We start from the raw sequence: 22,036 nt of genomic DNA, 5'->3' as shown, positions 1-22,036 counted from the left end.
CCGGTGACCCGTGTGCCCCGGGCACGGTCCGAGGGCACGCCGAGCCGTTGCGCCACCGGGCCTGGGCACAAGACCCGGCAACCCGTATGCCCGGGCACGGTCCGAGGGCACGCCGAGCCGTTGCGCCACCGGGCCTGGGCACAAGATCCGCCAACCCGTGTGCCCCGGGCACGGTCCGAGGGAACGGCGAACCCGCGAGCCACGGGCCCGGGCACCAGGGCGCGGCAGGTTAGGCGGCTTGGGTGGTTGGGGACTCGGCGAACTGGGTGCGGTACAGCTGTTCGTAGCGGCCGCCGACGGCTAGGAGCTCGTCGTGGGTGCCGCGTTCTACGATGCGGCCGGCTTCGACGACCAGGATCTGGTCGGCGGCTCGTACGGTCGACAGGCGGTGGGCGATCACTACGGCGGTGCGGCCGCTCAGCGCTTCGCTCAGGGCCTCCTGCACCGCGGCCTCCGACGTCGAGTCGAGGTGTGCCGTCGCCTCGTCCAGGATGACTACGCGCGGCTGGGCGAGCAGCAACCTGGCGATGGTCAGCCGCTGCCGCTCGCCGCCGGAGAACCGGTAGCCGCGCTCGCCGACGACGGTGTCGAGGCCGTCGGGTAGCAGCGCCACCAGATCGTCCAGGCGCGCCCTGCGCAGCGCGTCCCACAGCTGCTCCTCGGACGCGTTCGCCCGGCCGAGCGACAGGTTCGCGCGGACGGTGTCGTGGAACAGGTGACCGTCCTGGGTCACCATGCCGAGCGTCTCCCGCACGGAGTCGGTGGTGAGGTCCTTGACGTCGACGCCGCCGATCCGGATCGCGCCGGTGTCCGCGTCGTACAGCCGCGGGATCAGCTGCGCGATGGTCGACTTGCCCGCACCGGACGAGCCCACCAACGCGACCATCTGCCCGGGTTCCACGCTGAACGACACGTCGTGCAGCACGTCCTCGCCGCCGCGGGTGTCGAGCGTCGCGACCTCCTCGAGCGAGGCCAACGACACCTTCTCCGCGGACGGGTACGCGAACGTCACCTCGTCGAACTCCACCGCGACCGAACCCGCAGGCACCGGACTTGCGTCCGGCTTCTCCGCGATCAGCGGCTTCAGGTCGAGCACCTCGAACACCCGCTGGAAGCTCACCAACGCGCTCATTACCTCGACGCGTGCGCTGGCCAGCTCGGTCAGCGGCGCGTAGAGCCGGGTCAGCAGGAACGCCAGCGCGACGACCGCGCCCGCGTCGAGCTGACCGATCAGCGTGAAGTAACCGCCGAACCCGTAGACGAGCGCGAGCGCCAACGCCGAGACCAGCGTCAGCGCAGTGATGAACACCCACTGCACCATCGCCGTACGGACGCCGATGTCGCGCACCCGCCTGGCCCGCGCGGCGAACTCCTCCGACTCGCACCCCGGCTGCCCGAACAGCTTCACCAGCGTCGCGCCCGGCGCGGAGAACCGCTCGGTCATCTGCGTGCTCATCGCCGCGTCGTGGTTGGCCGCCTCCCGCTCCAGCCGCGCCAACCGGCGGCCCATCCGACGGGCCGGCAGCAGGAACAGCGGCAGCAGGGCGAGTGCGAGCAGCGTGATCTGCCAGGAGAGGCTGATCATCACCACACCGGTGAAGACGACCGTGACGAGGTTCTTCACCACGCCGGACAGCGTGTCGCTGAACGCCCGCTGCGCCCCGATCACGTCGTTGTTCAACCGGCTCACCAGCGCGCCCGTACGGGTGCGGGTGAAGAACGCCACCGGCATCTTCTGTACGTGGTCGAACACCGCCGTACGGAGGTCGAGGATCAGGCCCTCACCGATCCGGGCGGACAGCCACCTGCTCAGCAACCCGACGCCGGCCTCGGCCACCGCGATCAGCGCGATCAGCACGGCGAAGCTGACGACCAGCTGGACGGCCGCGCCGTGCACGATCGCGTCCACCACCCGGCCGGCCAACAGCGGCGTCGCGACCGTGAGCATCGCCGTCAGCACGCTGAGGACCAGGAACCACACCAGCCGCGCCTTGTGCGGCCTGGCGAACGCGCCGATCCGGCGCAACGTCTCCTTGGAGAACGGGCGCCGGTCCTGCTGGGCGTGCATCGCGTTGTACAGCGACATCCACGCCGTGACTTCCATGCTCATCGAGGTCCCTTTCCGCTGCTGGCACAGTCAACCACCGGCCAGTGACAGAACCGACGTTATGACCTGAACCAAACTTCAGGTCAAGGCATTCCGTCGTCGAGAACACGGACTCCGCACGGAAGGAGAACTCATCGGCGCCGGGGGAGCGACCCCTACTCGACCGTCACCGACTTGGCCAGGTTGCGCGGCTTGTCGACGTCGTGGCCGAGGTGGGCGGCGGCATGGTACGCGAGCAGCTGCAGCGGCACGGTGAGCAGGATCGGGTCCAGCTCGGGCTGGTTCGCCGGTACGTCGATACGGGTGGCGGACAGCTCGCCCAGGTCGACGTCGGCGTGGGTGACCACGACGAGCGGCCCGCCCCGCGCGGCGATCTCGTGCAACGCCGCCAGGTTGCGCTCGGTGAGCTCGTCGCGCGGCGCGATGGCGACGGTCGGCAGGTGCGGGCCGACAAGCGCGAGCGGGCCGTGCTTCAGCTCGCTCGCCGGGTACGCCTCGGCGTGCCGGTACGAGATCTCCTTGAACTTCTGCGCACCCTCGCGCGCCACCGGGTACCCCCGCACCCGGCCGAGGAAGAACAGGCTCGGTGCGTCCGCCAGCTGCTTGGCCACCTCCGCCACCCGCCCGTCGGCGGCGAGGATCTCGTCGATCTGACCGGGCAGCGCGCGCAGCCCTTCGATGATGCGCAGCCCGTCGGTGATCGACAGGTCGCGCACGCGCCCCAGGCACAGCGCGAGCAGCGCGAAGCCGACGGCCATGTTCGTCAGCGCCTTGGTGGACGCCACGGCGACCTCGGGGCCGGCGTGCAGGTAGATGCCGCCGTCGCACTCCCGCGCGATCGTCGAGCCGACCACGTTCACCAGCCCCACGACGCGGCCGCCCTTGCGCTTGATCTCCTGCACGGCGACCGCGGTGTCCGCGGTCTCGCCGGACTGGCTGACGACGACGTACAGGGTGTCCGGTTCGATCAGCGGGTTGCGGTACCGCAGCTCGGACGCCGGCTCGGCGTCCGCCGGCACCCTGGCCAGCTCCTCGATCAGCAACGCACCCAGCTGCCCGACGTAGTACGCAGAGCCGCAGCCGAGCACCTTCACCCGCCGCACGCCGCGCAGGTCGCGGGCATCCAGGTTGAGCCCGTCCAGCCTGGTGGTGCCGAACCGGTCGTCCAGCCGGCCGCGCAGCATCCGTTCCACGGCGGCGGGCTGCTCCCAGATCTCCTTGCGCATGAAGTGCGCGTGGCCGGCCCGCTCGTAGTCGGCGGCGTCCACGTCCACCGTGGTCGGTTCCTTGCGGACGTCGCCGCTGTCCCTGGTGAACGTGGTGAAGTCGGTGGCGGTGACGGTGGCGAGCTCCCCGTCGTCGAGGTGGACGACGGACTTCGTGTGCCGCACCAGCGCGGCCAGGTCGCTGGCGACGAACATCTCGTGGTCGCCGACGCCGATGATCAACGGGGACCCGTTGCGTGCCACCACGATCCGGTCCGGGTGGCGTTCGTCGAGGACCGCGAGCCCGTACGTCCCTTCGATGCGCGCGAGCGCGTCGAGCACGGCGCCCTCGAGTGTGGTGGCGTCGGACGCGGCCACCAGGTGCGCGACGACCTCGCTGTCGGTGTCCGACGCCAGCCGCACGCCCGCGTCGGCGAGCTCGCTGCGCAGCTGCGCCGCGTTGTCGATGATGCCGTTGTGCACGACGCTGATCCGCCCGTCGGCGCTGGTGTGCGGGTGCGCGTTCGCCTCGGTCGGCGGACCGTGGGTGGCCCAGCGGGTGTGCCCGACGCCGATCTTGCCGGCGAACCGGCGCGGCACTGCCGCCCTGAGATCAGCGACCCGGCCGACCGTGCGTACGGACCTGCTCCCACCGTTGCCGAGCACGGCGACGCCCGCCGAGTCGTAGCCGCGGTACTCGAGCCTGGCCAGGCCCTCGAGCAGGACGGGCGCCGCGTCCTTGCGCCCGACGTATCCGACGATGCCGCACATGATGGTCCACCTTCAGCCGTAGATGATGCGCCGTAACTGCCGCTGCGTGAGCGCGGGCCCCGCGAACACCCGCTCGCCGACCTCCGCGGCGAGCTGGGCGTAGATCTCGTCGTTGCGGCCGCCGTACACCTGCAGGTGCGCGTGCCGCCGCCGCACATAGTCCGCTACCGGCTCGCGGTAGTACGCCACGACGTCCTCGACGACGCGCGCGGCGACCGGCGGGGGCAGCCCGGTGGATGTGGCGACGCGGTCGACGAGCTCCTGGTCAGGCACCCGACGATCATCCACGGCGCCGCAGGAAATGGCAACGATCTGCCCGAATTCGGGCAGATCTTCGCCACTGCGCCTAAACGGTCAGGGTCGCGCGGACCTTCCGCTCGTGCTCGAGCAGGTACTGCTTGCGCGGTAGGCCGCCGCCGTACCCGGTCAGGTCGCCGTTGGCGCCGATCACCCGGTGGCAGGGCACCACGATGCTGATCGGGTTGCGCCCGTTGGCCAGGCCGATGGCACGGGCGGCGGACGGCTTGCCGATCCGCTCGGCCAGCTCGCCGTAGCTGACCGTCTCCGCGTACGGGATGGTCCGCAGCGCCGTCCACACGGTCTGCTGGAACGGGGTGCCGGCCGGGTCGAGCGGCAGCTCGAACTCGGTCAGCTCGCCGGCGAAGTACGCCGTGAGCTGGTCGACGACGGCGTCGAAGCCGGTGTCGTCGCGCTCGCCGAAGGTCTCGTGCTCCGGCCGGTGGCTCTGGGTCTCCATGAACAGGCCGGCCAGGCCGCTGTCGGTGCGTACCAGGGTCAGTGGCCCTACCGGGCTGTCCATCACGGTGTGCGTGCGGTGTGGGTGGGACATGGTCGTCGTCTGCTCCTCGCAGGTCAGGCGGGTAGGTGGTTGATGGCGTGGTCGCCGGTGGCCCACAGGTACTGGACGGCGTAGGCCCGCCACGGCTGCCAGGCCGCGGCCCGTTCGGTCAGCGCGCGCGGGGTGTCAGGCAGGCCGAGCTCCGCCGCGGCGAGCTTGATGCCGAGGTCGCTCGCCAGGAACGCGTCCGGGTCGCCGAGCGCGCGCATGGCGACGCTCTCCACCGTCCACGGCCCGACGCCGGGCAACCCCGCGAGCTGCTCGCGCGCGGCCCGCCAGTCGCTGCCGATGTCGAGGTCGATCTCGCCGGCCGCCAGGGCACCGGTCAGTGCCCTGAGGGTGCGGCGCCGCGTCTGCGGCATGGCGAAGCTCGCGTCGTCGACCTCGGCGAGGGCCGCCGGGGTGGGGAAGAGGTGGGTGAGCCCGCCGGCCGGGTCCTCGACCTGGTCGCCGTACGCGGTCACCAGCCGTGCGGCATGTGTGCGGGCCGCCGCGGTCGACACCTGCTGGCCGATGACCGCGCGCACGGCGAACTCGGCCGGGTCCACCGTCCGCGGCACCCGCCGCCCCGGGCTCTTGTCCACGTACGGCTGCAGCACCGGGTCGGTACGCAGCTGCGCGTCGACGGCGGTCGGGTCGGCGTCCAGGTCGAGCAGCCAGCGGCACCGGCTGATCGCCGTGGTGAGGTCGCGGTGGTCCGACAGCGTCAGCTCGCACCCGACGTACGCGGGCGTCGGCCGCAGCGCCGCGATGCCGTAGCCGTGCGGCAGCCGCAGCGTCCTGCGGTACGCACTGTCGCGCCACTCCTCGACCCCGGGTACGGCGGTCGCGGCGAGGTGCCCGAACAGGTTGTCCGGACACAGCGGTGCACGGAACGGCAGCCGCAGCGTGATGGTCCCCGTCGTGGTGCTCGGCCGGCCGCGCGCCACTCGGCTGCGCAGCTCGCTCGGGGTGAGGGCGAACACCTCGCGCACGGTGTCGTTGAACGAGCGCACGCTGCTGAAGCCGGCGGCGAACGCGACGTCGGCCAACGGCAGCGTGGTGGTCTCGACCAGCAGCCGCGCCGTCTGCGCGCGTCCCGCGCGGGCCAGCGCGAGCGGCCCGGCCCCGAGCTCGGCGACCAGCTGCCGCTCGATCTGCCGCGTGCTGTAGCCGAGCCGGCTGGCCAGGCCCGGCACCCCCTCGCGGTCCACCACGCCGTCCGCGATCAGGCGCATCGCGCGGGCGACCAGGTCGGCCCGCTCGTTCCACTCCGGCGAGCCCGGGCTGGCGTCCGGCCGGCAGCGTTTGCAGGCGCGGAAGCCGGCCTGTTGGGCGGCCGCCGCGCTGGGGTAGAAGCGCATGTTCTCGCGCTTCGGCGTGACCGCAGGGCAGCTGGGCCTGCAGTAGATGCCGGTGCTGACCACGGCGACGAAGAACCACCCGTCGAACCGGGCGTCCTTCGACCGTACGGCGCGGTAGCGCCGCTCCTCGTCTTCATCCATGTCTGCCAGCATCCACCGTGGTCACCACCATGGTCTAGCAAGAATCCGACAGCGTTGCCAACGCGAACCTCGATGTCGGATTCCTGCTAGTCACGCCGCATGGCGGCGACCACCGTCGCGGCGTCGGTGCCCGCGCCCCCGATGATGCCGGAGGCCAGCGTGTTCTGGAACTGCATGCCCACGAAGTGCAGCCCGGGTACCTCGCCCGGCAGGTCGAGCCAGCCGAGCCCAGGACGGTACCCTGTGCACCACACGACCGTGCGTACGGCCAGCTCCCGGCCGTCGGCGAGCAGCGGGCGGCCGGCCCGCACACCGGTCACCCGCGGCACCCGGCGGATGCCCGCGCGAACCAGGTCGGCGCGGCCGATCCCCACCAGCGGGGTGCCCCGACCGGCCAGCCGGCGCGCCACCGCGCGCCCGACACCACGATCGGTGCGGACGTGCGGCAGCACCTGATAGCACGAGGCGTCCAGCCAACCAGGGACGCGCCCGGTGGCGCGACCGGCCAGCCAGACCGGGTGGTACGGCGCGAGGTCCATGGCGATGTCGCCACCGGAGTTGCCCGCGCCCACCACGAGCACCGGCCCGGCCGGCAGCTGCGCCGGCTCGACGTAGTCCGCAGAGTGCAGCTGGTGGACGCCAGGGTCAAGACCGGCAGCGAACGCCGGCACCCGCGGCGCACGCAGCGGCCCGGTGGCAACGACCACATGGTCCGCCGTGAACCGCTCGCCGTCGACGGTCAAGGCGAACCCCGTATCGGCACGCGTCATCTTGTCGACGGCGCAGCCCGACAGCACCGGCAGCGCGAACGCCTGCGCGTACGCCTCCAGGTAGTCGGCCATCTCGTCCTTCGTCGGCCGGTGGTTGCGCGGCGCAGGGAACGTCATGCCGGGCAGCGCGTCCACGGCGGCCGGCGTGAACAACCGCAGCGACCGCCACCTCTGCCGCCAGGCGTCACCGACCCGGGCGGCAGCGTCGAGGACGACGAGCTCGCGCCCGTCCAAGGCCAGCTGGCGGCCGGCCGCGAGCCCCGCCTGGCCGCCACCGACCACCACCACGTCGTAGTGCTGCGCCACCTGGCCGACGCTAACGTGGAGCCCATGGTGACCACGCGCACGGCTCACCCCGCCGACGTACCCGCACTCGAACAGCTCGCCGCCGCGGCATACGAGCCCTACACCCCGCGGATCGGAAGGCCGCCGGCGCCGATGGTGGCCGACTACGCCGCCGCCGTCCACGCCGGCCACACCTGGGTGGCCGAGCACGACGGCGCCGTCGTCGGCCTGTTGGTCCTCGTCGAGCAACCCGACCACGTCCTGCTGGAGAACGTCGCGGTGCATCCGGCGGCGCAGGGAAGCGGGGTCGGCCGGCTGCTCATGCAGCTCGCCGAGGAGCAGGCGCGCACAGCCGGGTTCACCGAGATCAGGCTCTACACCAACGAGGCCATGACGGAAAACCTCGCGTACTACCCACGGCACGGCTACCTGGAGACGCACCGCGTCGGGGAGGACGGCTTCCGCCGCGTCTACTTCCGCAAGACGCTCACCGCGTGACGGTCACTGCGCCGCGGACACCACCTCGTCTTGCGGCCGCACCCGCCGCCGGTACCGCACCAGCCTGATCACCTGCGGCAGCACGACGCCGAGCACGATCACCACGACGAACACCAGCGAGATCGGCCGCGTGACGAAGACCGTCGGGTCACCCGCGCTGATCTTCATCGCCCGCCGCAGGTTCTCCTCGAGCAACGGCTCGAGCACCAGACCGAGCACGACCGGTGCCAACGGGAAGTCGTAGCGCTGCATCAGGTACCCGACGAGACCGAACGCGAACAACAGCACCAGGTGGAACAGCGAGAAGGTGAGCGCGAACGCGCCGAGCACGGTCAGCGCGAGCACGCTGCTGTACAGCAGCGCCGGCGGGATCTTCAGCAGCCGCACGAACAGACCGACCAGCGGCAGGTTCAGCACCAGCAGCACCAGGTTGCCGATGTACATGCTCGCGATGATCGCCCACACCAGGCTGGAGTTCTCCGTGAACAGCAACGGCCCCGGCTGCAGGCCGTACATCATGAACACGAACAACAGCAGTGCCGTCGTCGCCGAGCCCGGGATGCCGAGCGTCAGCAGCGGCACCATGGCACCGCCGACGCCGGCGTTGTTCGCACTCTCCGGGCCTGCGACGCCTTCGATCGCGCCCTTGCCCCACTCGCTCTTCCGCCGCGACAGCCGCTTCTCCAGCATGTACGACGTGAACGAGCCGAGCGTCGGGCCGATGCCGGGCAGCACGCCGGCGAGGAAGCCGATCACCGAGCCGCGGCCGTACGGGCCGACGGACCGCCGCCAGTCCTCGCGGTTCATCCACACCCGGCTGGTCACGCGCATCGTCTTGCCGTGCGTCGTCCGCCCGGTCGCGAGCGCGCCCAGCGCCTCGGGGATCGCGAACATGGCGATCGCGACGAGCGCGAAGTCGATGCCGTCCTCCAGGTACAGCGCACCGAAGGTGAGCCGTGGCACGGTCGCCTGCGGATCGATCCCCACCACCGCGATGGTCATCCCGAACGCGGTGGCCAGCATCGCTTTCAGCCGCGAGCCGGTGCTCAGGCTCGACATCATGGCGAGTGCCATCAGCATCAGCAGGAAGTACTCGGGCGCGCCGAAGATCACGGCCAGCTCGGTGAGCAGGGGAGCGAGCAGGGTCAGCGCGATGACCGCGAGCGTGCCCGCGACGAACGAACCGATCGCCGCCGTCGCCAGCGCCGGTCCGGCACGTCCGCGCTTCGCCATCTCGTGGCCCTCGAGCGTGGTGACCACAGACGCGACCTCACCGGGGGTGCGGATCAGGATCGACGTGGTCGAGCCGCCGTACATGGCGCCGTAGTAGATGCCGGCGAGCAGGATCAGGCCGGCCGTCGGCTCCAGCCCGAACGAGACGGGTATCAGCACCGCGATCGCCGTGATCGGGCCGATGCCGGGGAGCACCCCGACGACGGTGCCGATCAGCACGCCGAGGAACGCGTACACCAGGTTCTGCGGTGCGAGCGCCGTGGCGAGCCCCTCACCGAGCTGCACCAGTACGTTCATGCGAGCAGCCCGATCGGTCCTGGCGGAAGTTCCACCTGCAGTCCGTAGGTGAACGCGACGTAGACCACTCCTGCGAACACCGCCGCGAAGATCGCGTTCCTGATCCACTTCCGGCGCTCGATGTACGTGCTGACCGCCAGCAGGAAGCCGAACGTGGCGATCAGGTACCCGACGGGGATGAAGATCAGGATGTACCCGAGCAGCATGGCCGCGAGGACGAGGAAGCGTCTCCCCAGGCCGGGGAGCGCAGCGTCCTCGTCCTCTTCGTCCGGGTCGTGCCCGGCAGCCGGCTCGGTGGCCGGCTGCCGGGCACGCAACACCGCCGTGCGCAGCCCGTTGACGAGCAGCGCCACGGCGCCGGCCGCGATCACCACGCTGAGCGCGACCGGCACGACCTTCGGGCCGATCAGCTCGACGTTCGCACTGACCTCACGGATCTGTAACGACGCGACGAACACCACGGCGGCGAAGACGAAGACCGCCGCACCGACGTAAACATCGGACGGTAGCTCCTTGGCCCGCGACATGGCAGACCGTCACTTCGCGTCGCCGGTGGACTCCAGTGCCTTCTTCAGCTCAGCGTTCGTCGTGCTGAGGTAGTCGTTCATCTCCTTGCCTTGCAGGTACGCGGTGTCCCACTGGTTGCGTTCTGCGGTCTTCTGCCAGGACTTCGTCTCCATGGCCTTCTTCAGCACGTCCTGCCAGTACTTCACCGCGTCCTTCGGCATGCCCGGCGGGCCGTACACGCCGCGCCAGTTGTCCAGGGTCACGTCGTAGCCCTGTTCCTTCGCAGTAGGGATGTCGGCGAGGTCGCCCTCCAACCGGTCTTCCTTCAGCACACCGAGACCGCTGAGCTTCTTCGCGACCAGCTGCCCGCGCAGCTCGCTCACGCCGGCGATCGCGGCGTCGATGTCGCCGTTGAGCAGCGCCGTGGTCTGCTCACCGCCGCCCTCGTAGTTCACGAAGTTGATCTTCTCCGGATCGCCGCCTGCGGCCATGACCACGAGGCTGAACGGCAGTCGGTCGTCACCGGCCGCACCGATCGGCACCGACTTGGGGTTCTTCTTGATCGCGTTGATCAGGTCGGGCAGCTCCTTGTACTTCGAGTCAGGGGTCGTCGCGATCGTGTAGTACTCGCTGAACAGTTTCGCGATCATCGTCACGTCCTGGTAGCTGTGCTTGCTCAGCCCACGCAGGCTGTTCGACATGATCGGTGTCGACGTGACGGCGATCTGGTACGGGTCGCCCTTGTTCGCCGTCACCATCTTCGACAGCCATACCGCACCCGTGGCCCCTGGCCGGTTCTGCACCGGCAACGGCTTGTCGACCAGGTTCTCCTTCTGCAGGGTCTGCACCAGCGCCCTGGCCGTGGTGTCCCAACCGCTACCGGGTTCCGACGGTGCGGTGACCGTCACCGGCTTCCGCGGATAACCACTACCTGCCGTGCCACCGCCTTGTCCTGTGCCACATGCCGATACCCCCAATACCGCTGCAGCAATTGCGGCGACGAGCCTTCGTTGCCTCATCTGCCTGCTTCCTCTCTGTGCGAGATACGTCTAGGAGGCCTTCACCTGCCGGTCCGGTGCCGCGTGCAGCGCCCACGAGACGCCGGCACGGGCAACGGCACTCTCCAGTTCGTGACCGACTGCCTCGGTCACGACGCCGCGGGACAGCGCCAACATGGCGTCGATGTCGACGCCGGTCTCGATCTCCATCAGCTGCAACATGTGCACCAGGTCGTCCGTGGCCAGGTTGCCGGTCGCGCCAGGCGCGAACGGGCAACCGCCCAACCCGCCGACCGCCGAGTCGAACGACGTGACACCCGCCTGCATCGCAGCGAGGACGTTCGCCAGCGCCATGCCACGGGTGTTGTGCAGGTGCACGGTCAGCTCCACGTCGGGGAAGTCCGACCGCAGTCGCGACAGCCGGTCGAGCACGAGGGCCGGGTCCGCGACGCCGACGGTGTCGGCGACCGTCAGGTGTCTGACGCCGAGCTCGTGGTAGCGACCCGCGACGTGGTGCAGCCGCTCGTACGGCGGCCGCCCTTCGAACGGGCAGCCGAGCGCGGTCGCCATCCCGCCGACCACCTCGACGCCGTGCTGCAGGCCGAGCTCCACGACCGGCGCCACGGCGTCCATCGCCTCGTCGGTGTTCCGGTTCGCGTTCGACCTGCTGTGCGCGTCGGTCACCGACAACATCAGGTCCCACTCGTCCGCCTGCAGCGGCACGGCGCGCTCCGCGCCGCGCAGGTTCGGCACGAGGATCGAGTACTTCACGTCCGGCCGGCGCTCGATACGTGCCATCACCTCCTCGGCGTCAGCGAGCTGCGGCACGGCCTTCGGGTGCACGACGGAGGTCACCTGGATGGTCGGCACCCCGCTCGCCGAGAGGGCGTCCACGATCGCGATCTTCTTGTCGGTCGGGATGTGCGCGGCCTCCGCCTGGAAGCCGTCCCGCGGCCCCACCTCACGGATGTGCACCTGGGCCGGCAACGGCTGCGTGCTCATATCACGCCCTCCTCGCTGAGTTCGCTGATCTCCTGGTCGGACAGGCCGAGCGCGCGGTACACCTGGGTGTTGTGCTCGCCCAGTCGCGCGCCCGAGGTACGCACCTGTCCTGGTGTCTTCGTGAAGCGCGGCACCACGCCGGGCAGACGCACCTGGCCGAGCGTCGGGTGGTCGACTTCGACCAGCATGTCGCGTGCGGCGTAGTGCGGGTCGGCGAAGATGTCGGCGATGTCGAGGATGCGCGACACCGGCACACCGTTCGCGTCACACCGCTGCTGGATGGTCTCCGCGTCGTGCGCGCCGAACCAGTCACCGACGATGCCGTCGACCTCGTCGCGGTGCTCGACGCGCGCGCGGTTGGTCGCGTAACGCGGGTCCCCGAGCATGTCGCGGCGGCCGATGACCGACGCCAACCGCTTGAACGTCCGCTCGGTGCTCGTCGTCAGCACCATCCAGACGCCGTCGCCCGCCTTGAACACACCCGCGGGCACCGACGCGGTGAGCCGGTTGCCCAGCCGTTCCTGCACGACGCCGAGCCGGTCGTACTGCGCCACCATCGTCTCGAGCAGCCGGAACATCGACTCGTACAGCGCGGCGTCGACCTCCTGCGCGTCGCCGTCGAGCGCGTCGCGGTGGTAGAGCGCGGCCAGCGAGCCGATCGTCGCGAACAGCCCGGTGACGTAGTCGGTCAGCGAGATGGGCGGCAGGATCGGCGGCCGGTCGGGGAAACCACTGATGTGGGTGAAGCCGCTGAATGCAGTGGCCGGCGTGCCGAAGCCGGCGTGCTCGCGGTGCGGGCCGGTATGACCGAACCCACTGACCCGCACGACCACCAGCTTCGGGTTGACCGACCGCAGCTCGTCGATGCCCAGCCCCCACTTGTCGAGCGTGCCTGGCCGGAAGTTCTCGAACAACACGTCGCGGTCGGCGAGCAGGCGCAGCAGCAGCTCGTGTCCGCGGGGTGTGCGCAGGTCCAGGGTGATGCAGCGCTTGTTCCGCGACATCGCCGCCCAGACGAGCGACTCCTCGCCCTCGAACGGCTGCAGTGCACGCAGGGGGTCGCCGGTGCCCGGCAGTTCGACCTTCAGCACGTCCGCGCCGAGGTCGCCGAGGATGGTGGCAGCGAACGGCGCCGCGTAGACGGTCGCTATGTCGAGAACGCGGAGGCCCGCCAGCGGACCCGTCGCCGTCGAAGTGGCCGCATCATCGTCGGTCTCCGTCACGGCGTCCTCCTGCCGTTGTCGTGTTACTGCGCTGGACTCTCCAGGTAGCCGGTGTCCTTGGAAACGCTTGCTGCGGTGGTGCGGACCAGCGGCGCCAGTTCCCTACGCCGCTTCGCCGGCAGGCGGGTCGAAGGGCCGCTGAGCACCACCGCGGCCACGACCTCACCACGCACGTCGAACACCGGCGCCGCCACGGCGGCGACGCCGGCCCACCGCTCGCCGTCGCTGTCCGCCCAACCGCGGTTGCGCGTGCGCCGCAGCGCCGCGTGGAACGTCTTCTGGTCGAACGCGCTGCTGCCGAGGAAGTGCCGCGCGCTCGCGTCGGCGATCGCCTCCGCCTCGTCCGGCGGCAGCCAGGCGAGCAACGCCTTCGCGCTCGCCCCGACGTGCAGCGGGAACGGCATGCCCGCCTCGACGAACGGCCGCAGGTTCTGCGGGCTCAGCACCACCTCGACGGCGACGCGCGCATGGCCGCGGCGTACGTGCAGCTCGGCGTTCTCCGCGGTCTCGGCGCTCAGCCGGTTCAGGTGGGGGAGCGCGGTCCTGCGCAGGTCGAAGGCCGCGGCACCGAGGCCACCCAACCTGAGCAGACGGGTGCCGGGCCTGAACCGCGTACCGTCCTTCTCCAACAGGCTGTGCTCGGTCATCGCCTGCATCAGCCGGTACACGGTCGGCAACGTGAGCCCGGTGCGCTCGGCGACAGTGCGTGGCTCGAGCACCGTGGCCCCGCGCTCGTACGCATCCAAGATCGCCATCACCTTGTCCAGGACCGCGACACTGGAGACATGCACCGATTCCATTATGCGGAATCCGTTCCATATCTCATGGCTGAGATGTCTAGCACCGCGTAGCAGCGCGGGTCAACGGTCGCCGTCGGCGAGAGGTACCCACCGTCGTCACGGCTGCGTTGAGCTACACTACCAACCGGCCGGATGGGCTAGAATCAGTCCATGCGGTCGAAAAACCGTCCAGACGGCCGGACAGAGTCTTTCATCGAGGCGGCGCGGCGTGCCCAGATCGTGGCCGCGGCGATCGAAGCGCTCAACGCCGTGGGCTACTCGAACGCCTCGCTGGCGCGCATCGCGCAGCAGGCGGGGATCAGCAAGAGCGTCATCTCGTACCACTTCGCGGGAAAGGGCGAGCTGTTCGAGTACGTGATCGCGCACGTTCTCACCGACTGCGCGGAGTTCATGCGGCCACGGCTGGCCGCCGAGACGACCGCGGCCGGCCGGCTCAAGGAGCACATCAGGGCCGAGCTCGCGTACATGGAGACCCACCACGCCAACTTCGTGGCGCTCGGCGAGCTCGTCGTCAACCACCGCGACAGTGACGGCTCGCAGGCGTTCGCCGACGATCCGGACGAGTACCTACTCGACGAGCTGCTGACGATCCTCCGCGACGGACAGCGCGACGGCGAGTTCCGCGACTTCGACCCGTACGTGATGGCCATCACCGTCAGCCAGGCCGTCGACGGTGCGCTCACGGCATGGGCGAGCGGGCGGATCGCCGACCTCGGCGCGTACTCCGAGGAGCTGGTCACCACCTTCGACCTGGCCACGGCACGCACGGCGAAGCGACGGGCGCGCCGGTGACCGAACACGACGAACTGACAGGGGGAGCGGTGGACAACGACCACGCGGACGTCGAGACCGTCGTCGCGTACACGATCGTGGACAGGCTCGTGTTGTGGTGCGGCCTGCCGCTCGCCGGCGCCGCCGTCGGCTGGGTGCTGAAGCTCCTCGCCGGCGGGCCGCGAGGCTGCCGTGGGTGCCGTTCCAGGGGCCGTTCGAGCTGATCGCCAGCATCCCCGACCCGCAGGCAACCGTGGGCGCGCTCGTCGTCGGCGCGCTCGCCGGTGTCGTGCTCGGGTTCATCGGCTCGCGGGAGGGCCTCACCGTACGGGTGCGCGACGACCAGGTCACGCTCACCCGCGGCGACGACACGAGGACGGTCTCCGGTCACCAGGTCACCGTGGTCTGCATGGACGCGAAGCAGCTCGTGCTGCAGGACGAGAACAGGAGAGAGCTGGCCAGGGAACAGACTGACGCCAAGCCGGAGCGACTCCGCGCCGCGTTCGCCGCCCACGGCTACTCCTGGCACGACGGCGACCCGCACGCCGCGGCGTTCCGTCCCTGGGTGGAGGAGTCACCGGACCTGTCGTCGAGTGCGCACGCCCTGCTCAGTGCCCGCCGGCGCGCCCTGGCGAAGGACAACAAGACCGACGCACGGCACCTGCGCGAGGAGCTGGCCAGGCTGGGCATCGTCGTACGCGACGAGAAGAAGGTCCAGTACTGGCGGAGCGTCCTCGACAGCCGCTGAGCGCCGCGTCACCTCAACGGGCTTCGCGCCGTTGGGTGAGGATCTCGTGCACGTCCAACGGCTGTTGGGTCACCGGCGGGCCTGCCGGCGGCTTGCGTAGCGCTTCGCCTATGCGCACGTTGACCTCGTCGACGATGGCGCGGGCCTCGTCGTCCGAGCGCGCGGCCAACGCCCTGGACGTGGCCTCCTCGGCGTCCTTGCGCAGCTGCAGTGCAGCGGGCAGGTACGAGAGGTTCTCCCGGCGCATCTTGCGCTTGATCCACCAGGTGTCCTCGTACGGGCGGTCGATGTCGGGGATCGGCTCGCCCGCGCCGGGCAGGTCGTCGAAGTCGCCGCGTTCCTGGGCTTCGCGGACCTTCTGCTCGACGACCGACTCGATCTTGCTCAGGCTCGGCTCGCCGTCCCGCATCGCGACCTCCCCGCTACCGCCCACCGCTCTCGTCGAGATTCTAGCGAGCCGCGAGATACTGCTGCGATGGAGATCTGGATCAACCCGGGCTGCTCGAAGTGCCGTTCTGCAGTGTCCCTGCTCGACGCGGAAGGCGGCGAGTACACCGTGCGGCACTACCTGGAGCAGCCACCTACCGCCGCCGAGATCACCGACGTGCTCGACCGTCTCGGCCTCGAACCCTGGGACATCACCCGCACCGGCGAACCGTCCGCCGCCGAGCTCAGCATCGCGGACTGGCCCAGGGACGCGAACGCACGCGGCCGGTGGATCGACGCGCTCGCCAGCCACCCGATCCTCATCCAGCGCCCCATCATCACCGCGGACGACGGCACGGCTGTCGTCGGTCGCACACCGGAGTCCGTCCGTTCCGTGCTCCCGTGAGCCGACGGCCGGTCACGTGTCGCTGCGCGCAATCAGCTCCTCGAGGAAGCTCGGGAGCCTCGTCTCGAAGTCCAGCAGCTTCGCCCACTCCGGCACGACGGTGAGCCGCGCCATCTGCGGGTAGATCCCACGTACGGTCGCCTCGAACTCGGGCATCCGCTCGGCGCCGACATGCTTCTTCGCGCCCGCCAGGTACTCGGGGAAGACCCCGTCCACGACGTCCACCGTGACGGTGCCTCGTACGAGCAGCACCTTCGGCGGCTGGATCGCCGTGTCGACGGTCAACGCGACCTTCGGGTTGGCGATGAGAGCGGCCACCTTCGGCGAGTTCGTCGCGGTGCCGACGATGATCCTGGAGCCGTCCCAGTGGAAACCGACTGGGACGACACGCGGGAAGCCGTCTGGACCGGTGTACGCGAGCCGCGCGGGGATGTCCGCCGCCATCAGCTCCTGGGCCAGCGGGTCGTGCAGAACCTGGGTCACGGTCTTCGCGTCCATGATGGTGTCCTCTCCTGCGAACGGCTTCTGTACCTACGGGACGGAGCCGAGTCCGCGTTCTCGACATCAGGAATCTCGCGCTGCGTAGCGCACGACGAGCTCGGCACCGATGTCCGCCAGTTCGGCGCGTACCGTCGCCGGCTCCTCGACCACCACGGTGGTGCCCCACCCGGCGAGCTGTTCCGCGATCGACCGCGGGGTGTGCGCGGCCACCCGCACCCGCACCCGCGCGGGCCCGGTGCCGGGCAGGTCGAGCACCTCGAGGTGCCGACCGAAATGGGTGCGTAGAACCGGCAGCAGCCGTGCCTCGATCAGCACCACCGCGGACACCAGGGACCGTCGCTGCTCGACCTCGTCGACGACCCGCTCCCAGGTCGCCGCGAGCTCGAAGTCGTCGGGCAGCTCGTAGGGGACCTCGGTCACCTCGACCGAGACGATGCGGTCGATCCGGAACGTACGCTGACCCGCCTCGGTGCCGGCGATCAGGTACCAGACGTCGTCCTTGTCCACCAGGCCCCACGGATCGACCAGCCGGGTGGTGGTCCTGCGGCCGCGCCCGGTGTACTCCAGGCGCACCCGCCGCCTGTTGACGACGGCGTCCTGCAGTGTCGCCACGTACGCCGGCCGGTCGCGCTCCGTCTCGCCCCACCTGGTGTGGTCGATGACCACCGCGCTCGCGGCTGCCTCCGCACCGGCACGGAAGGTGTCCGGCAACGCCCGCACCAGCTTCCGCAACGCCGACTTGAGCTCAGGCGCGACGGCCGCCGCCGGGCCGGCCAGCAGGAAGAGCGCCTGTGCCTCCGCGGCGGTGAGCCCGGTGAGGTCCGTACGCGCACCGCCGAGCAGCGCCCAGCCGCCGCCGCGGCCCGGCTGCGGATAGACGGGGATGCCGGCGGCCGACAGCGCCTCCAGGTCGCGGCGGGCGGTGGCCACCGACACCTCGAGCTCGGCCGCGAGCTCCGCCGCCGTCACCCGGCCGCGCGCCTGCATGAACAGGAGTGCGGCGACCAGTCGATCTGCGCGCATGCCGGAAAGTCTGCCAGGAAAAGTACGCAGAGCGTGCGTACTTTTCTGCTCTACCTTGTGGACATGGAGATCGAAGACACACCAACAGTCGCCGCAGCCTCCAGAGCGCAGTGGCGTACCTGGCTGGCGGCGAACTGTCGCACCGAGAAGGCGGCCTGGCTGGTGATCCAGCGGCAGGGGAGCAGCACGCCGAGCGTCAGCTACGGCGACGCGGTCGAGGAGGCGCTCTGCTTCGGCTGGGTGGACAGCAAGGCCGTCAAGCGCGACGCCGACAGCACCTGGCAGCGGTTCGGCCCGCGGAACCCGAGGAGCGGCTGGAGCAACGTCAACAAGGAACGCGTTCAGCGGCTCACCGACGCCGGGCTGATGACCTCGTACGGCCAGCAGCTCGTCGACCTCGCCAAGCAGACCGGCACCTGGGACCTGCTCACCGACGCGCAGAACCTGGTCGTACCCGACGACCTGCGCCAGCGGTTCGACGCCAACCCGGCCGCGTTGCGCAACTTCCAGGCCTTCCCGCCGTCCTCGCAACGCCGGATCCTGGAGTGGATCGCCACCGCCAAGCGCCCCGAGACCAGGCAGCGCAGGGTGGGCGAGACCGTCGAGCTGGCGGCGAGGAACGTCCGCGCCAACCACCCCTGACCAGGTCAGCCGGGTTGCGCCACGCGGCTCGTACGGGCCGTGCCTACGAGCGCCACGGCCGTCCCCACGCACGCGACCACGCCGACCAGGCTGGCGACGCCGACCCCGCCGCGGACGGCGTACGACGCCACCGACGTCGTGAAGACACCGGCGGCAAAGCACAGCGCCGCCACCAGTGCCGGGCGCGCGGACCGCAGGGGGAGTGCCGCGGTCACGGCAAGCGCCACGCACAACACCAGGTCGGGGACGAGGAAGATGTTGTCGGCGCGCCAGGAGTCATGGAGGAACAGGAAGACGAACGTACTGACGCTGACGGCGAGCGCCACCAGACGGGCTACGAGCACCACGGCCTGCACCTCCGTACACTGATCAGCAGTACTGACGATCAGTATAACTGATCGTCATGGTAGTTGCGGAGTTGTAGATTGAGACAGGTGACGAGCAAACGACACGCGACGATGGAAGACTTCACCGGCTTCCTCATCTACCGGATCGGCACCGACGTCGCCAGGGTGATCGAGCGCACGCTGGCGCCGACCGGCATCAGCGGGCGGGAGCTGCGGGTGCTGAGCTTCCTGTCGGCGGGGGAGTTGTCCCAGCGCGAGCTCGGCACGAAAGCCGGCCTGGACCGCACCACGATGGTCGCCGTCGTCGACCACCTCGAGGAGCTCGGACACGTCGACCGACGCCGCAGCACCGAGGACCGGCGGAAGTACGTCATCGTCGTCACGTCGAAGGGACGCACGACGTACAACGACGCGGTCAAGCGTCTCGCGAAGGCAGAAGGCGACTATCTCCGGTCACTGGACGCCAGTCAGCGCAACGCATTGCACGACACGCTCCGCACGCTGCACGCCGCGCACCAGATCGACTGCTGACGGCTAGCGGCTCACCGCCGTCTCGCGCTCCACGCGCGAGAGCTTCTCCGGGTTGCGCACGTAGTAGAACCCGGTGACGAGGCCGTCCTCGACCCGCACCGCCGCGACGCCGTCGAGCTCCCCGTCGAGCCGGATGCGCAGAGCCGGCCAGCCATTGATATGCACCGGCTCGACCGACATCCTGCCGCCGCCCACCGTCTTCAAACCGGCGGCGAACAGGCGAGCAACCTTGTCGGCTCCCACGATGGGCCGCGGCACAGCCTGCTTGACGCCGCCACCGTCGCTCAGGACGACCACGTCGGGCGCGAGGACGTCGAGCAGGTTCTGCAGGTCGCCCGTGTCGACCGCCCGCTGGAAGGCCGCGAGCACAGCTCGGGTCTCGGTCGGGGAGACGACCCCACGCGGCCGGCGTGCGGCCACGTGGGCCCGCGCCCGGTGGGCGATCTGGCGGACCGCGGCCGGGCTCTTGTCGACGGCTTCCGCGATCTCGTCGTACCTCAGGTCGAACACCTCACGCAGCACGAACACGGCCCGCTCGGTCGGCGCGAGCGTCTCCAGCACCAGCAGCATCGCCATCGAGACGCTCTCCGCCAGCTCGACGTCGTCGGCCACGTCGGGCGCGGTGAGCAGCGGCTCGGGCAGCCAGGTGCCGACGTACGACTCCTTGCGGCGGCCGAGCGTACGCAGCCGGTCGAGCGCCTGCCGAGTGGTGATCCGCACCAGGTAGGCACGCTGATCCCGCACCGTGTCGAGATCGACGCCCACCTACCGCAGCAGGTCTCCTGAAGGACGTCCTCCGCATCCGCCGCGACGCCGAGCATCTCGTACGCGACCGTAAAGAGCAGGTTCCGATGCACGACGAACGCCTCGGTGGCGGGGTCCGGCCGGCCGTCCTCGCTCATGCCCACTCCTGTCTTTTTGCTCTCGACTGCGCCACCCACAAGATGCCGCACCCTGCCGTTCTGTGACACCCCTCAGCTGACCACCATGTCCTGGGCCTTGGACATCTAACTTGACATAATGTCCATTATCGGCCAATCAAAACAACGGGAGTAGCACTAGATGCGCTGCCCTCGCCTGTTCCCTGTCCGGGTACGTGCGCCAACGACTGACCTCGGTCGAGTTCCCATTCCCTAACCCGGACTGGAGCGGCACACCTGAGCCCTGTGGGGCTGAATCTGGCGGTGCGGCTGTTCGCTACCCACCTGACGCGACAGGCCGCACGGGTGAACGCCGCGCTTCGCGGTTGACGCCGCCCAGCCCGTCACATGGACCTCGACGGTCTACCTAAGGAAGATCCATGACGCGGCCACTTAGCCTGCGCGGCATGATCGAGCCCACGCCGCCGAGCCCGCACGCCCGCCCGAGGCACGTCCCGCGTGCCTCGCCTCGTGCCGTGGCCATCCTGTTGTTCAGCACCACGATCGCCTGCGTCGCGGGAGGCGTCACCCAGTTCGTGATCGTCTATGGGTACCTGTTCCCGACCGTGAGTGACGACTTCCTCGAAGGTTTCGGCCCGCTCGTAGCCCGCACTCTGACGGCCGTGTCCACCGGCCGTGCCGGCGTCCTCGGTGCGTGTGGCGTACTGCTGGCCGCGGCGGCCTGGAGACGTAGGCCCCGCCGCGGTGACCGTCTCCGGGTGTTCATCGGCCTGGTCGCCACGGGATAACTGCTGTGGGCTGTGGCGCCGTTGCCACCGGTGGTTCGTCTGCTCGAGCTCATGAGCGCCATCGCCCCCGGCGGACAGACCTGGCCGTTGGTACTCGTCGTACTCCAGAATGCGCTGGTCGGGCTGGGCGCGCTCGTGACCTGATCATACTGGCGCTGCTCCGTGCTCAACGGACACGCAGCCAGCCGAACTCGAAGCCATGAAACACGAAGCGTTACCAGCAAGATGACGGGAGTCGAGGGGCCGAGGGCTTGCTGGTCAGGTATCGCGTCGGGCCATGTGCACGACGACAGGACCTTGTTGACCGTCGGCCGGGAGTCGTAGCTCGGCGACGATGCGTAGGTCTGCGTTCTCGAGAAGAACGGTCAGCTGCTCGGGCCGCCATTGGTATGTCGTCCAGTTCACCGCGACGCCGCCGTAGGCCTCGGTCCGGACCACGTCGTCATCGCCGACGTGCGTCGCGATGATCAGCTGCCCGCCGGGCAGGAGCGCGTCGTGGAAGGCGGCGAGGACGTTCGGCAGGATCTCGCGTGGCAGGTTGAACAGCGACCACCATCCGAGGATGCCCCCTAACGACCGCGGCTCGAGGTCGAGTTCGGTGGACGAGCCGACGGCGAAGGTGCACTCCGGGTGAAGCCGTCGGGCGTGTTCGATCATGCGAGGTGACAGATCCACGCCCGAGACGTCGATGCCACGCTCGTGGAGGTACGCCGTGACGCTCCCGGGCCCACATCCAACGTCAAGAACCGGACCAAGGTCCCGGACTGATTCGGCGAACGCGTCGATGGCTGCCTTCAACCCAAACCCGGCGGGATCGGAGGGTCGACGTACCCGAGCACGGCCTTCCGAAACTCCGCAACCGCTCGTGGATTCGCGCAGTCGAAAGTCACCTGCACCTGCTTCACGTTTGTCATCAACCCAGAGTATGACCGA

At 69.9% G+C, this 22,036-nt stretch carries 23 protein-coding genes and 3 pseudogenes; 7 read left to right on the top strand and 19 right to left on the bottom strand.

From position 1 onward, the window contains the following. Positions 1-229: 229 nt before the first annotated feature. The 6 genes from GEV07_00475 to GEV07_00450 form a co-directional block, all read right to left on the bottom strand. Positions 230-2,110: an ATP-binding cassette domain-containing protein gene (locus GEV07_00475; GenBank protein MQA01248.1), complete on the bottom strand. Its 1,881-nt coding sequence runs from the start codon at positions 2,108-2,110 to the stop codon at positions 230-232. A 152-nt stretch (positions 2,111-2,262) separates the two neighbouring features. Further along, the gene (gene glmS / locus GEV07_00470; protein ID MQA01247.1) at positions 2,263-4,083 is read right to left on the bottom strand and encodes a glutamine--fructose-6-phosphate transaminase (isomerizing); all 1,821 of its coding nucleotides are present in this window, start codon (positions 4,081-4,083) and stop codon (positions 2,263-2,265) included. Positions 4,084-4,095: 12 nt separating this feature from the next. Further along, complete coding sequence (locus GEV07_00465; GenBank protein ID MQA01246.1) at positions 4,096-4,356, bottom strand: hypothetical protein; 261 nt, start codon at positions 4,354-4,356, stop codon at positions 4,096-4,098. Positions 4,357-4,429: 73 nt separating this feature from the next. Then, complete coding sequence (locus GEV07_00460) at positions 4,430-4,933, bottom strand: methylated-DNA--[protein]-cysteine S-methyltransferase (protein MQA01245.1); 504 nt, start codon at positions 4,931-4,933, stop codon at positions 4,430-4,432. A 23-nt stretch (positions 4,934-4,956) separates the two neighbouring features. Then, positions 4,957-6,426 (bottom strand): helix-turn-helix domain-containing protein, encoded by a 1,470-nt coding sequence (locus GEV07_00455; protein ID MQA01244.1) that lies wholly within the window; start codon positions 6,424-6,426, stop codon positions 4,957-4,959. Positions 6,427-6,512: 86 nt separating this feature from the next. Beyond that, positions 6,513-7,502 carry a SidA/IucD/PvdA family monooxygenase gene (locus GEV07_00450; GenBank protein MQA01243.1) on the bottom strand — a complete coding sequence of 330 codons (990 nt, stop codon included), beginning with the start codon at positions 7,500-7,502 and terminating at the stop codon, positions 6,513-6,515. A 24-nt stretch (positions 7,503-7,526) separates the two neighbouring features. On the opposite strand from GEV07_00450, the gene GEV07_00445 reads away from it, so the two are divergent. Then, complete coding sequence (locus GEV07_00445) at positions 7,527-7,979, top strand: GNAT family N-acetyltransferase (GenBank protein ID MQA01242.1); 453 nt, start codon at positions 7,527-7,529, stop codon at positions 7,977-7,979. A 3-nt stretch (positions 7,980-7,982) separates the two neighbouring features. Here GEV07_00445 and GEV07_00440 read toward each other — a convergent pair whose 3' ends face one another. Genes GEV07_00440 through GEV07_00415 form a run of 6 tightly spaced genes read right to left on the bottom strand, consistent with a single transcriptional unit; the run spans position 7,983 to position 14,039 of the window. After that, positions 7,983-9,509 carry a tripartite tricarboxylate transporter permease gene (locus GEV07_00440; GenBank protein MQA01241.1) on the bottom strand — a complete coding sequence of 509 codons (1,527 nt, stop codon included), beginning with the start codon at positions 9,507-9,509 and terminating at the stop codon, positions 7,983-7,985. Beyond that, positions 9,506-10,036 (bottom strand): hypothetical protein, encoded by a 531-nt coding sequence (locus GEV07_00435; protein ID MQA01240.1) that lies wholly within the window; start codon positions 10,034-10,036, stop codon positions 9,506-9,508. Before GEV07_00435 ends, GEV07_00440 begins: the two co-directional genes overlap by 4 nt. A gap of 9 nt (positions 10,037-10,045) precedes the next feature. Continuing rightward, positions 10,046-11,035 carry a tripartite tricarboxylate transporter substrate binding protein gene (locus tag GEV07_00430; GenBank protein MQA01239.1) on the bottom strand — a complete coding sequence of 330 codons (990 nt, stop codon included), beginning with the start codon at positions 11,033-11,035 and terminating at the stop codon, positions 10,046-10,048. Positions 11,036-11,065: 30 nt separating this feature from the next. Continuing rightward, positions 11,066-12,016, bottom strand: a complete 951-nt coding sequence (locus GEV07_00425) for a hydroxymethylglutaryl-CoA lyase (GenBank protein MQA01238.1) — start codon at positions 12,014-12,016, stop codon at positions 11,066-11,068. Beyond that, entirely contained in the window at positions 12,013-13,239 is a 1,227-nt protein-coding gene (locus GEV07_00420; GenBank protein MQA01237.1) for a CoA transferase, read from the bottom strand. The genes GEV07_00425 and GEV07_00420 overlap by 4 nt, the downstream gene beginning before the upstream one ends. A gap of 23 nt (positions 13,240-13,262) precedes the next feature. Next, positions 13,263-14,039, bottom strand: coding sequence for a helix-turn-helix domain-containing protein (locus GEV07_00415; protein ID MQA01236.1), 777 nt, complete (start codon positions 14,037-14,039; stop codon positions 13,263-13,265). Positions 14,040-14,189: 150 nt separating this feature from the next. Between GEV07_00415 and GEV07_00410 the strand changes: the two genes are divergently transcribed. Together GEV07_00410 and GEV07_00405 are read left to right on the top strand one after the other, a co-directional pair. Continuing rightward, positions 14,190-14,831, top strand: coding sequence for a TetR family transcriptional regulator (locus GEV07_00410; protein ID MQA01235.1), 642 nt, complete (start codon positions 14,190-14,192; stop codon positions 14,829-14,831). Positions 14,832-14,860: 29 nt separating this feature from the next. Then, positions 14,861-15,558: pseudogene (locus GEV07_00405) on the top strand (hypothetical protein). A gap of 13 nt (positions 15,559-15,571) precedes the next feature. Here the strand turns inward: GEV07_00405 and GEV07_00400 are convergent. Further along, entirely contained in the window at positions 15,572-15,967 is a 396-nt protein-coding gene (locus tag GEV07_00400) for a DUF1992 domain-containing protein (protein ID MQA01234.1), read from the bottom strand. Positions 15,968-16,033: 66 nt separating this feature from the next. Here GEV07_00400 and GEV07_00395 point away from each other — a divergent pair, with 66 nt between their 5' ends. Continuing rightward, positions 16,034-16,390 (top strand): arsenate reductase family protein, encoded by a 357-nt coding sequence (locus GEV07_00395; GenBank protein ID MQA01233.1) that lies wholly within the window; start codon positions 16,034-16,036, stop codon positions 16,388-16,390. A 12-nt stretch (positions 16,391-16,402) separates the two neighbouring features. Here GEV07_00395 and GEV07_00390 read toward each other — a convergent pair whose 3' ends face one another. Together GEV07_00390 and GEV07_00385 are read right to left on the bottom strand one after the other, a co-directional pair. Next, positions 16,403-16,888, bottom strand: coding sequence for a pyridoxamine 5-phosphate oxidase (locus tag GEV07_00390; protein MQA01232.1), 486 nt, complete (start codon positions 16,886-16,888; stop codon positions 16,403-16,405). A 66-nt stretch (positions 16,889-16,954) separates the two neighbouring features. After that, positions 16,955-17,914 (bottom strand): WYL domain-containing protein, encoded by a 960-nt coding sequence (locus GEV07_00385; GenBank protein ID MQA01231.1) that lies wholly within the window; start codon positions 17,912-17,914, stop codon positions 16,955-16,957. A gap of 63 nt (positions 17,915-17,977) precedes the next feature. Between GEV07_00385 and GEV07_00380 the strand changes: the two genes are divergently transcribed. Next, on the top strand, positions 17,978-18,556 hold the full coding sequence (locus GEV07_00380; protein MQA01230.1) for a hypothetical protein: 579 nt from the start codon (positions 17,978-17,980) through the stop codon (positions 18,554-18,556). A gap of 5 nt (positions 18,557-18,561) precedes the next feature. On the opposite strand, the gene GEV07_00375 is transcribed toward GEV07_00380, so the two are convergent. Further along, positions 18,562-18,903, bottom strand: coding sequence for a hypothetical protein (locus tag GEV07_00375; GenBank protein ID MQA01229.1), 342 nt, complete (start codon positions 18,901-18,903; stop codon positions 18,562-18,564). An 87-nt stretch (positions 18,904-18,990) separates the two neighbouring features. On the opposite strand from GEV07_00375, the gene GEV07_00370 reads away from it, so the two are divergent. Beyond that, positions 18,991-19,434, top strand: a complete 444-nt coding sequence (locus GEV07_00370; GenBank protein ID MQA01228.1) for a MarR family transcriptional regulator — start codon at positions 18,991-18,993, stop codon at positions 19,432-19,434. Between the two features lie 3 nt (positions 19,435-19,437). Here GEV07_00370 and GEV07_00365 read toward each other — a convergent pair. Further along, positions 19,438-20,336: pseudogene (locus GEV07_00365) on the bottom strand (RNA polymerase sigma-70 factor). A 398-nt stretch (positions 20,337-20,734) separates the two neighbouring features. On the opposite strand from GEV07_00365, the gene GEV07_00360 reads away from it, so the two are divergent. Beyond that, positions 20,735-21,103: a hypothetical protein gene (locus GEV07_00360; GenBank protein ID MQA01227.1), complete on the top strand. Its 369-nt coding sequence runs from the start codon at positions 20,735-20,737 to the stop codon at positions 21,101-21,103. Between the two features lie 258 nt (positions 21,104-21,361). On the opposite strand, the gene GEV07_00355 is transcribed toward GEV07_00360, so the two are convergent. Both GEV07_00355 and GEV07_00350 read right to left on the bottom strand, forming a co-directional pair. Continuing rightward, the gene (locus tag GEV07_00355) at positions 21,362-21,982 is read right to left on the bottom strand and encodes a methyltransferase domain-containing protein (protein ID MQA01226.1); all 621 of its coding nucleotides are present in this window, start codon (positions 21,980-21,982) and stop codon (positions 21,362-21,364) included. Continuing rightward, a pseudogene (locus GEV07_00350) lies at positions 21,907-22,017 on the bottom strand (VOC family protein). The gene GEV07_00355 and the pseudogene GEV07_00350 overlap by 76 nt, the downstream one beginning before the upstream one ends. Between the last annotated feature and the right edge of the window lie 19 nt (positions 22,018-22,036).

The organism is Streptosporangiales bacterium (assembly GCA_009379825.1).
In the GTDB taxonomy this organism is placed as follows: Bacteria; Actinomycetota; Actinomycetes; order Streptosporangiales; family WHST01; genus WHST01.
The sequence above is the reverse complement of the archived record's forward strand: the minus strand, read 5'-3'. Positions and strand labels throughout refer to the sequence as shown.

Bases quoted from the DNA above. Each gene is read 5' to 3' on its own strand.
- GEV07_00475 (MQA01248.1), bottom strand. From the start codon at position 2,110: ATGAGCATGGAAGTCACGGCGTGGATGTCGCTGTACAACGCGATGCAC.
- glmS (MQA01247.1), bottom strand. From the start codon at position 4,083: ATGTGCGGCATCGTCGGATACGTCGGGCGCAAGGACGCGGCGCCCGTC.
- GEV07_00460 (MQA01245.1), bottom strand. From the start codon at position 4,933: ATGTCCCACCCACACCGCACGCACACCGTGATGGACAGCCCGGTAGGG.
- GEV07_00455 (MQA01244.1), bottom strand. From the start codon at position 6,426: ATGGATGAAGACGAGGAGCGGCGCTACCGCGCCGTACGGTCGAAGGAC.
- GEV07_00445 (MQA01242.1), top strand. From the start codon at position 7,527: ATGGTGACCACGCGCACGGCTCACCCCGCCGACGTACCCGCACTCGAA.
- GEV07_00440 (MQA01241.1), bottom strand. From the start codon at position 9,509: ATGAACGTACTGGTGCAGCTCGGTGAGGGGCTCGCCACGGCGCTCGCA.
- GEV07_00435 (MQA01240.1), bottom strand. From the start codon at position 10,036: ATGTCGCGGGCCAAGGAGCTACCGTCCGATGTTTACGTCGGTGCGGCG.
- GEV07_00430 (MQA01239.1), bottom strand. From the start codon at position 11,035: ATGAGGCAACGAAGGCTCGTCGCCGCAATTGCTGCAGCGGTATTGGGG.
- GEV07_00425 (MQA01238.1), bottom strand. From the start codon at position 12,016: ATGAGCACGCAGCCGTTGCCGGCCCAGGTGCACATCCGTGAGGTGGGG.
- GEV07_00415 (MQA01236.1), bottom strand. From the start codon at position 14,039: ATGGAATCGGTGCATGTCTCCAGTGTCGCGGTCCTGGACAAGGTGATG.
- GEV07_00410 (MQA01235.1), top strand. From the start codon at position 14,190: ATGCGGTCGAAAAACCGTCCAGACGGCCGGACAGAGTCTTTCATCGAG.
- GEV07_00400 (MQA01234.1), bottom strand. From the start codon at position 15,967: ATGCGGGACGGCGAGCCGAGCCTGAGCAAGATCGAGTCGGTCGTCGAG.
- GEV07_00395 (MQA01233.1), top strand. From the start codon at position 16,034: ATGGAGATCTGGATCAACCCGGGCTGCTCGAAGTGCCGTTCTGCAGTG.
- GEV07_00390 (MQA01232.1), bottom strand. From the start codon at position 16,888: ATGGACGCGAAGACCGTGACCCAGGTTCTGCACGACCCGCTGGCCCAG.
- GEV07_00385 (MQA01231.1), bottom strand. From the start codon at position 17,914: ATGCGCGCAGATCGACTGGTCGCCGCACTCCTGTTCATGCAGGCGCGC.
- GEV07_00380 (MQA01230.1), top strand. From the start codon at position 17,978: ATGGAGATCGAAGACACACCAACAGTCGCCGCAGCCTCCAGAGCGCAG.
- GEV07_00360 (MQA01227.1), top strand. From the start codon at position 20,735: ATGACGCGGCCACTTAGCCTGCGCGGCATGATCGAGCCCACGCCGCCG.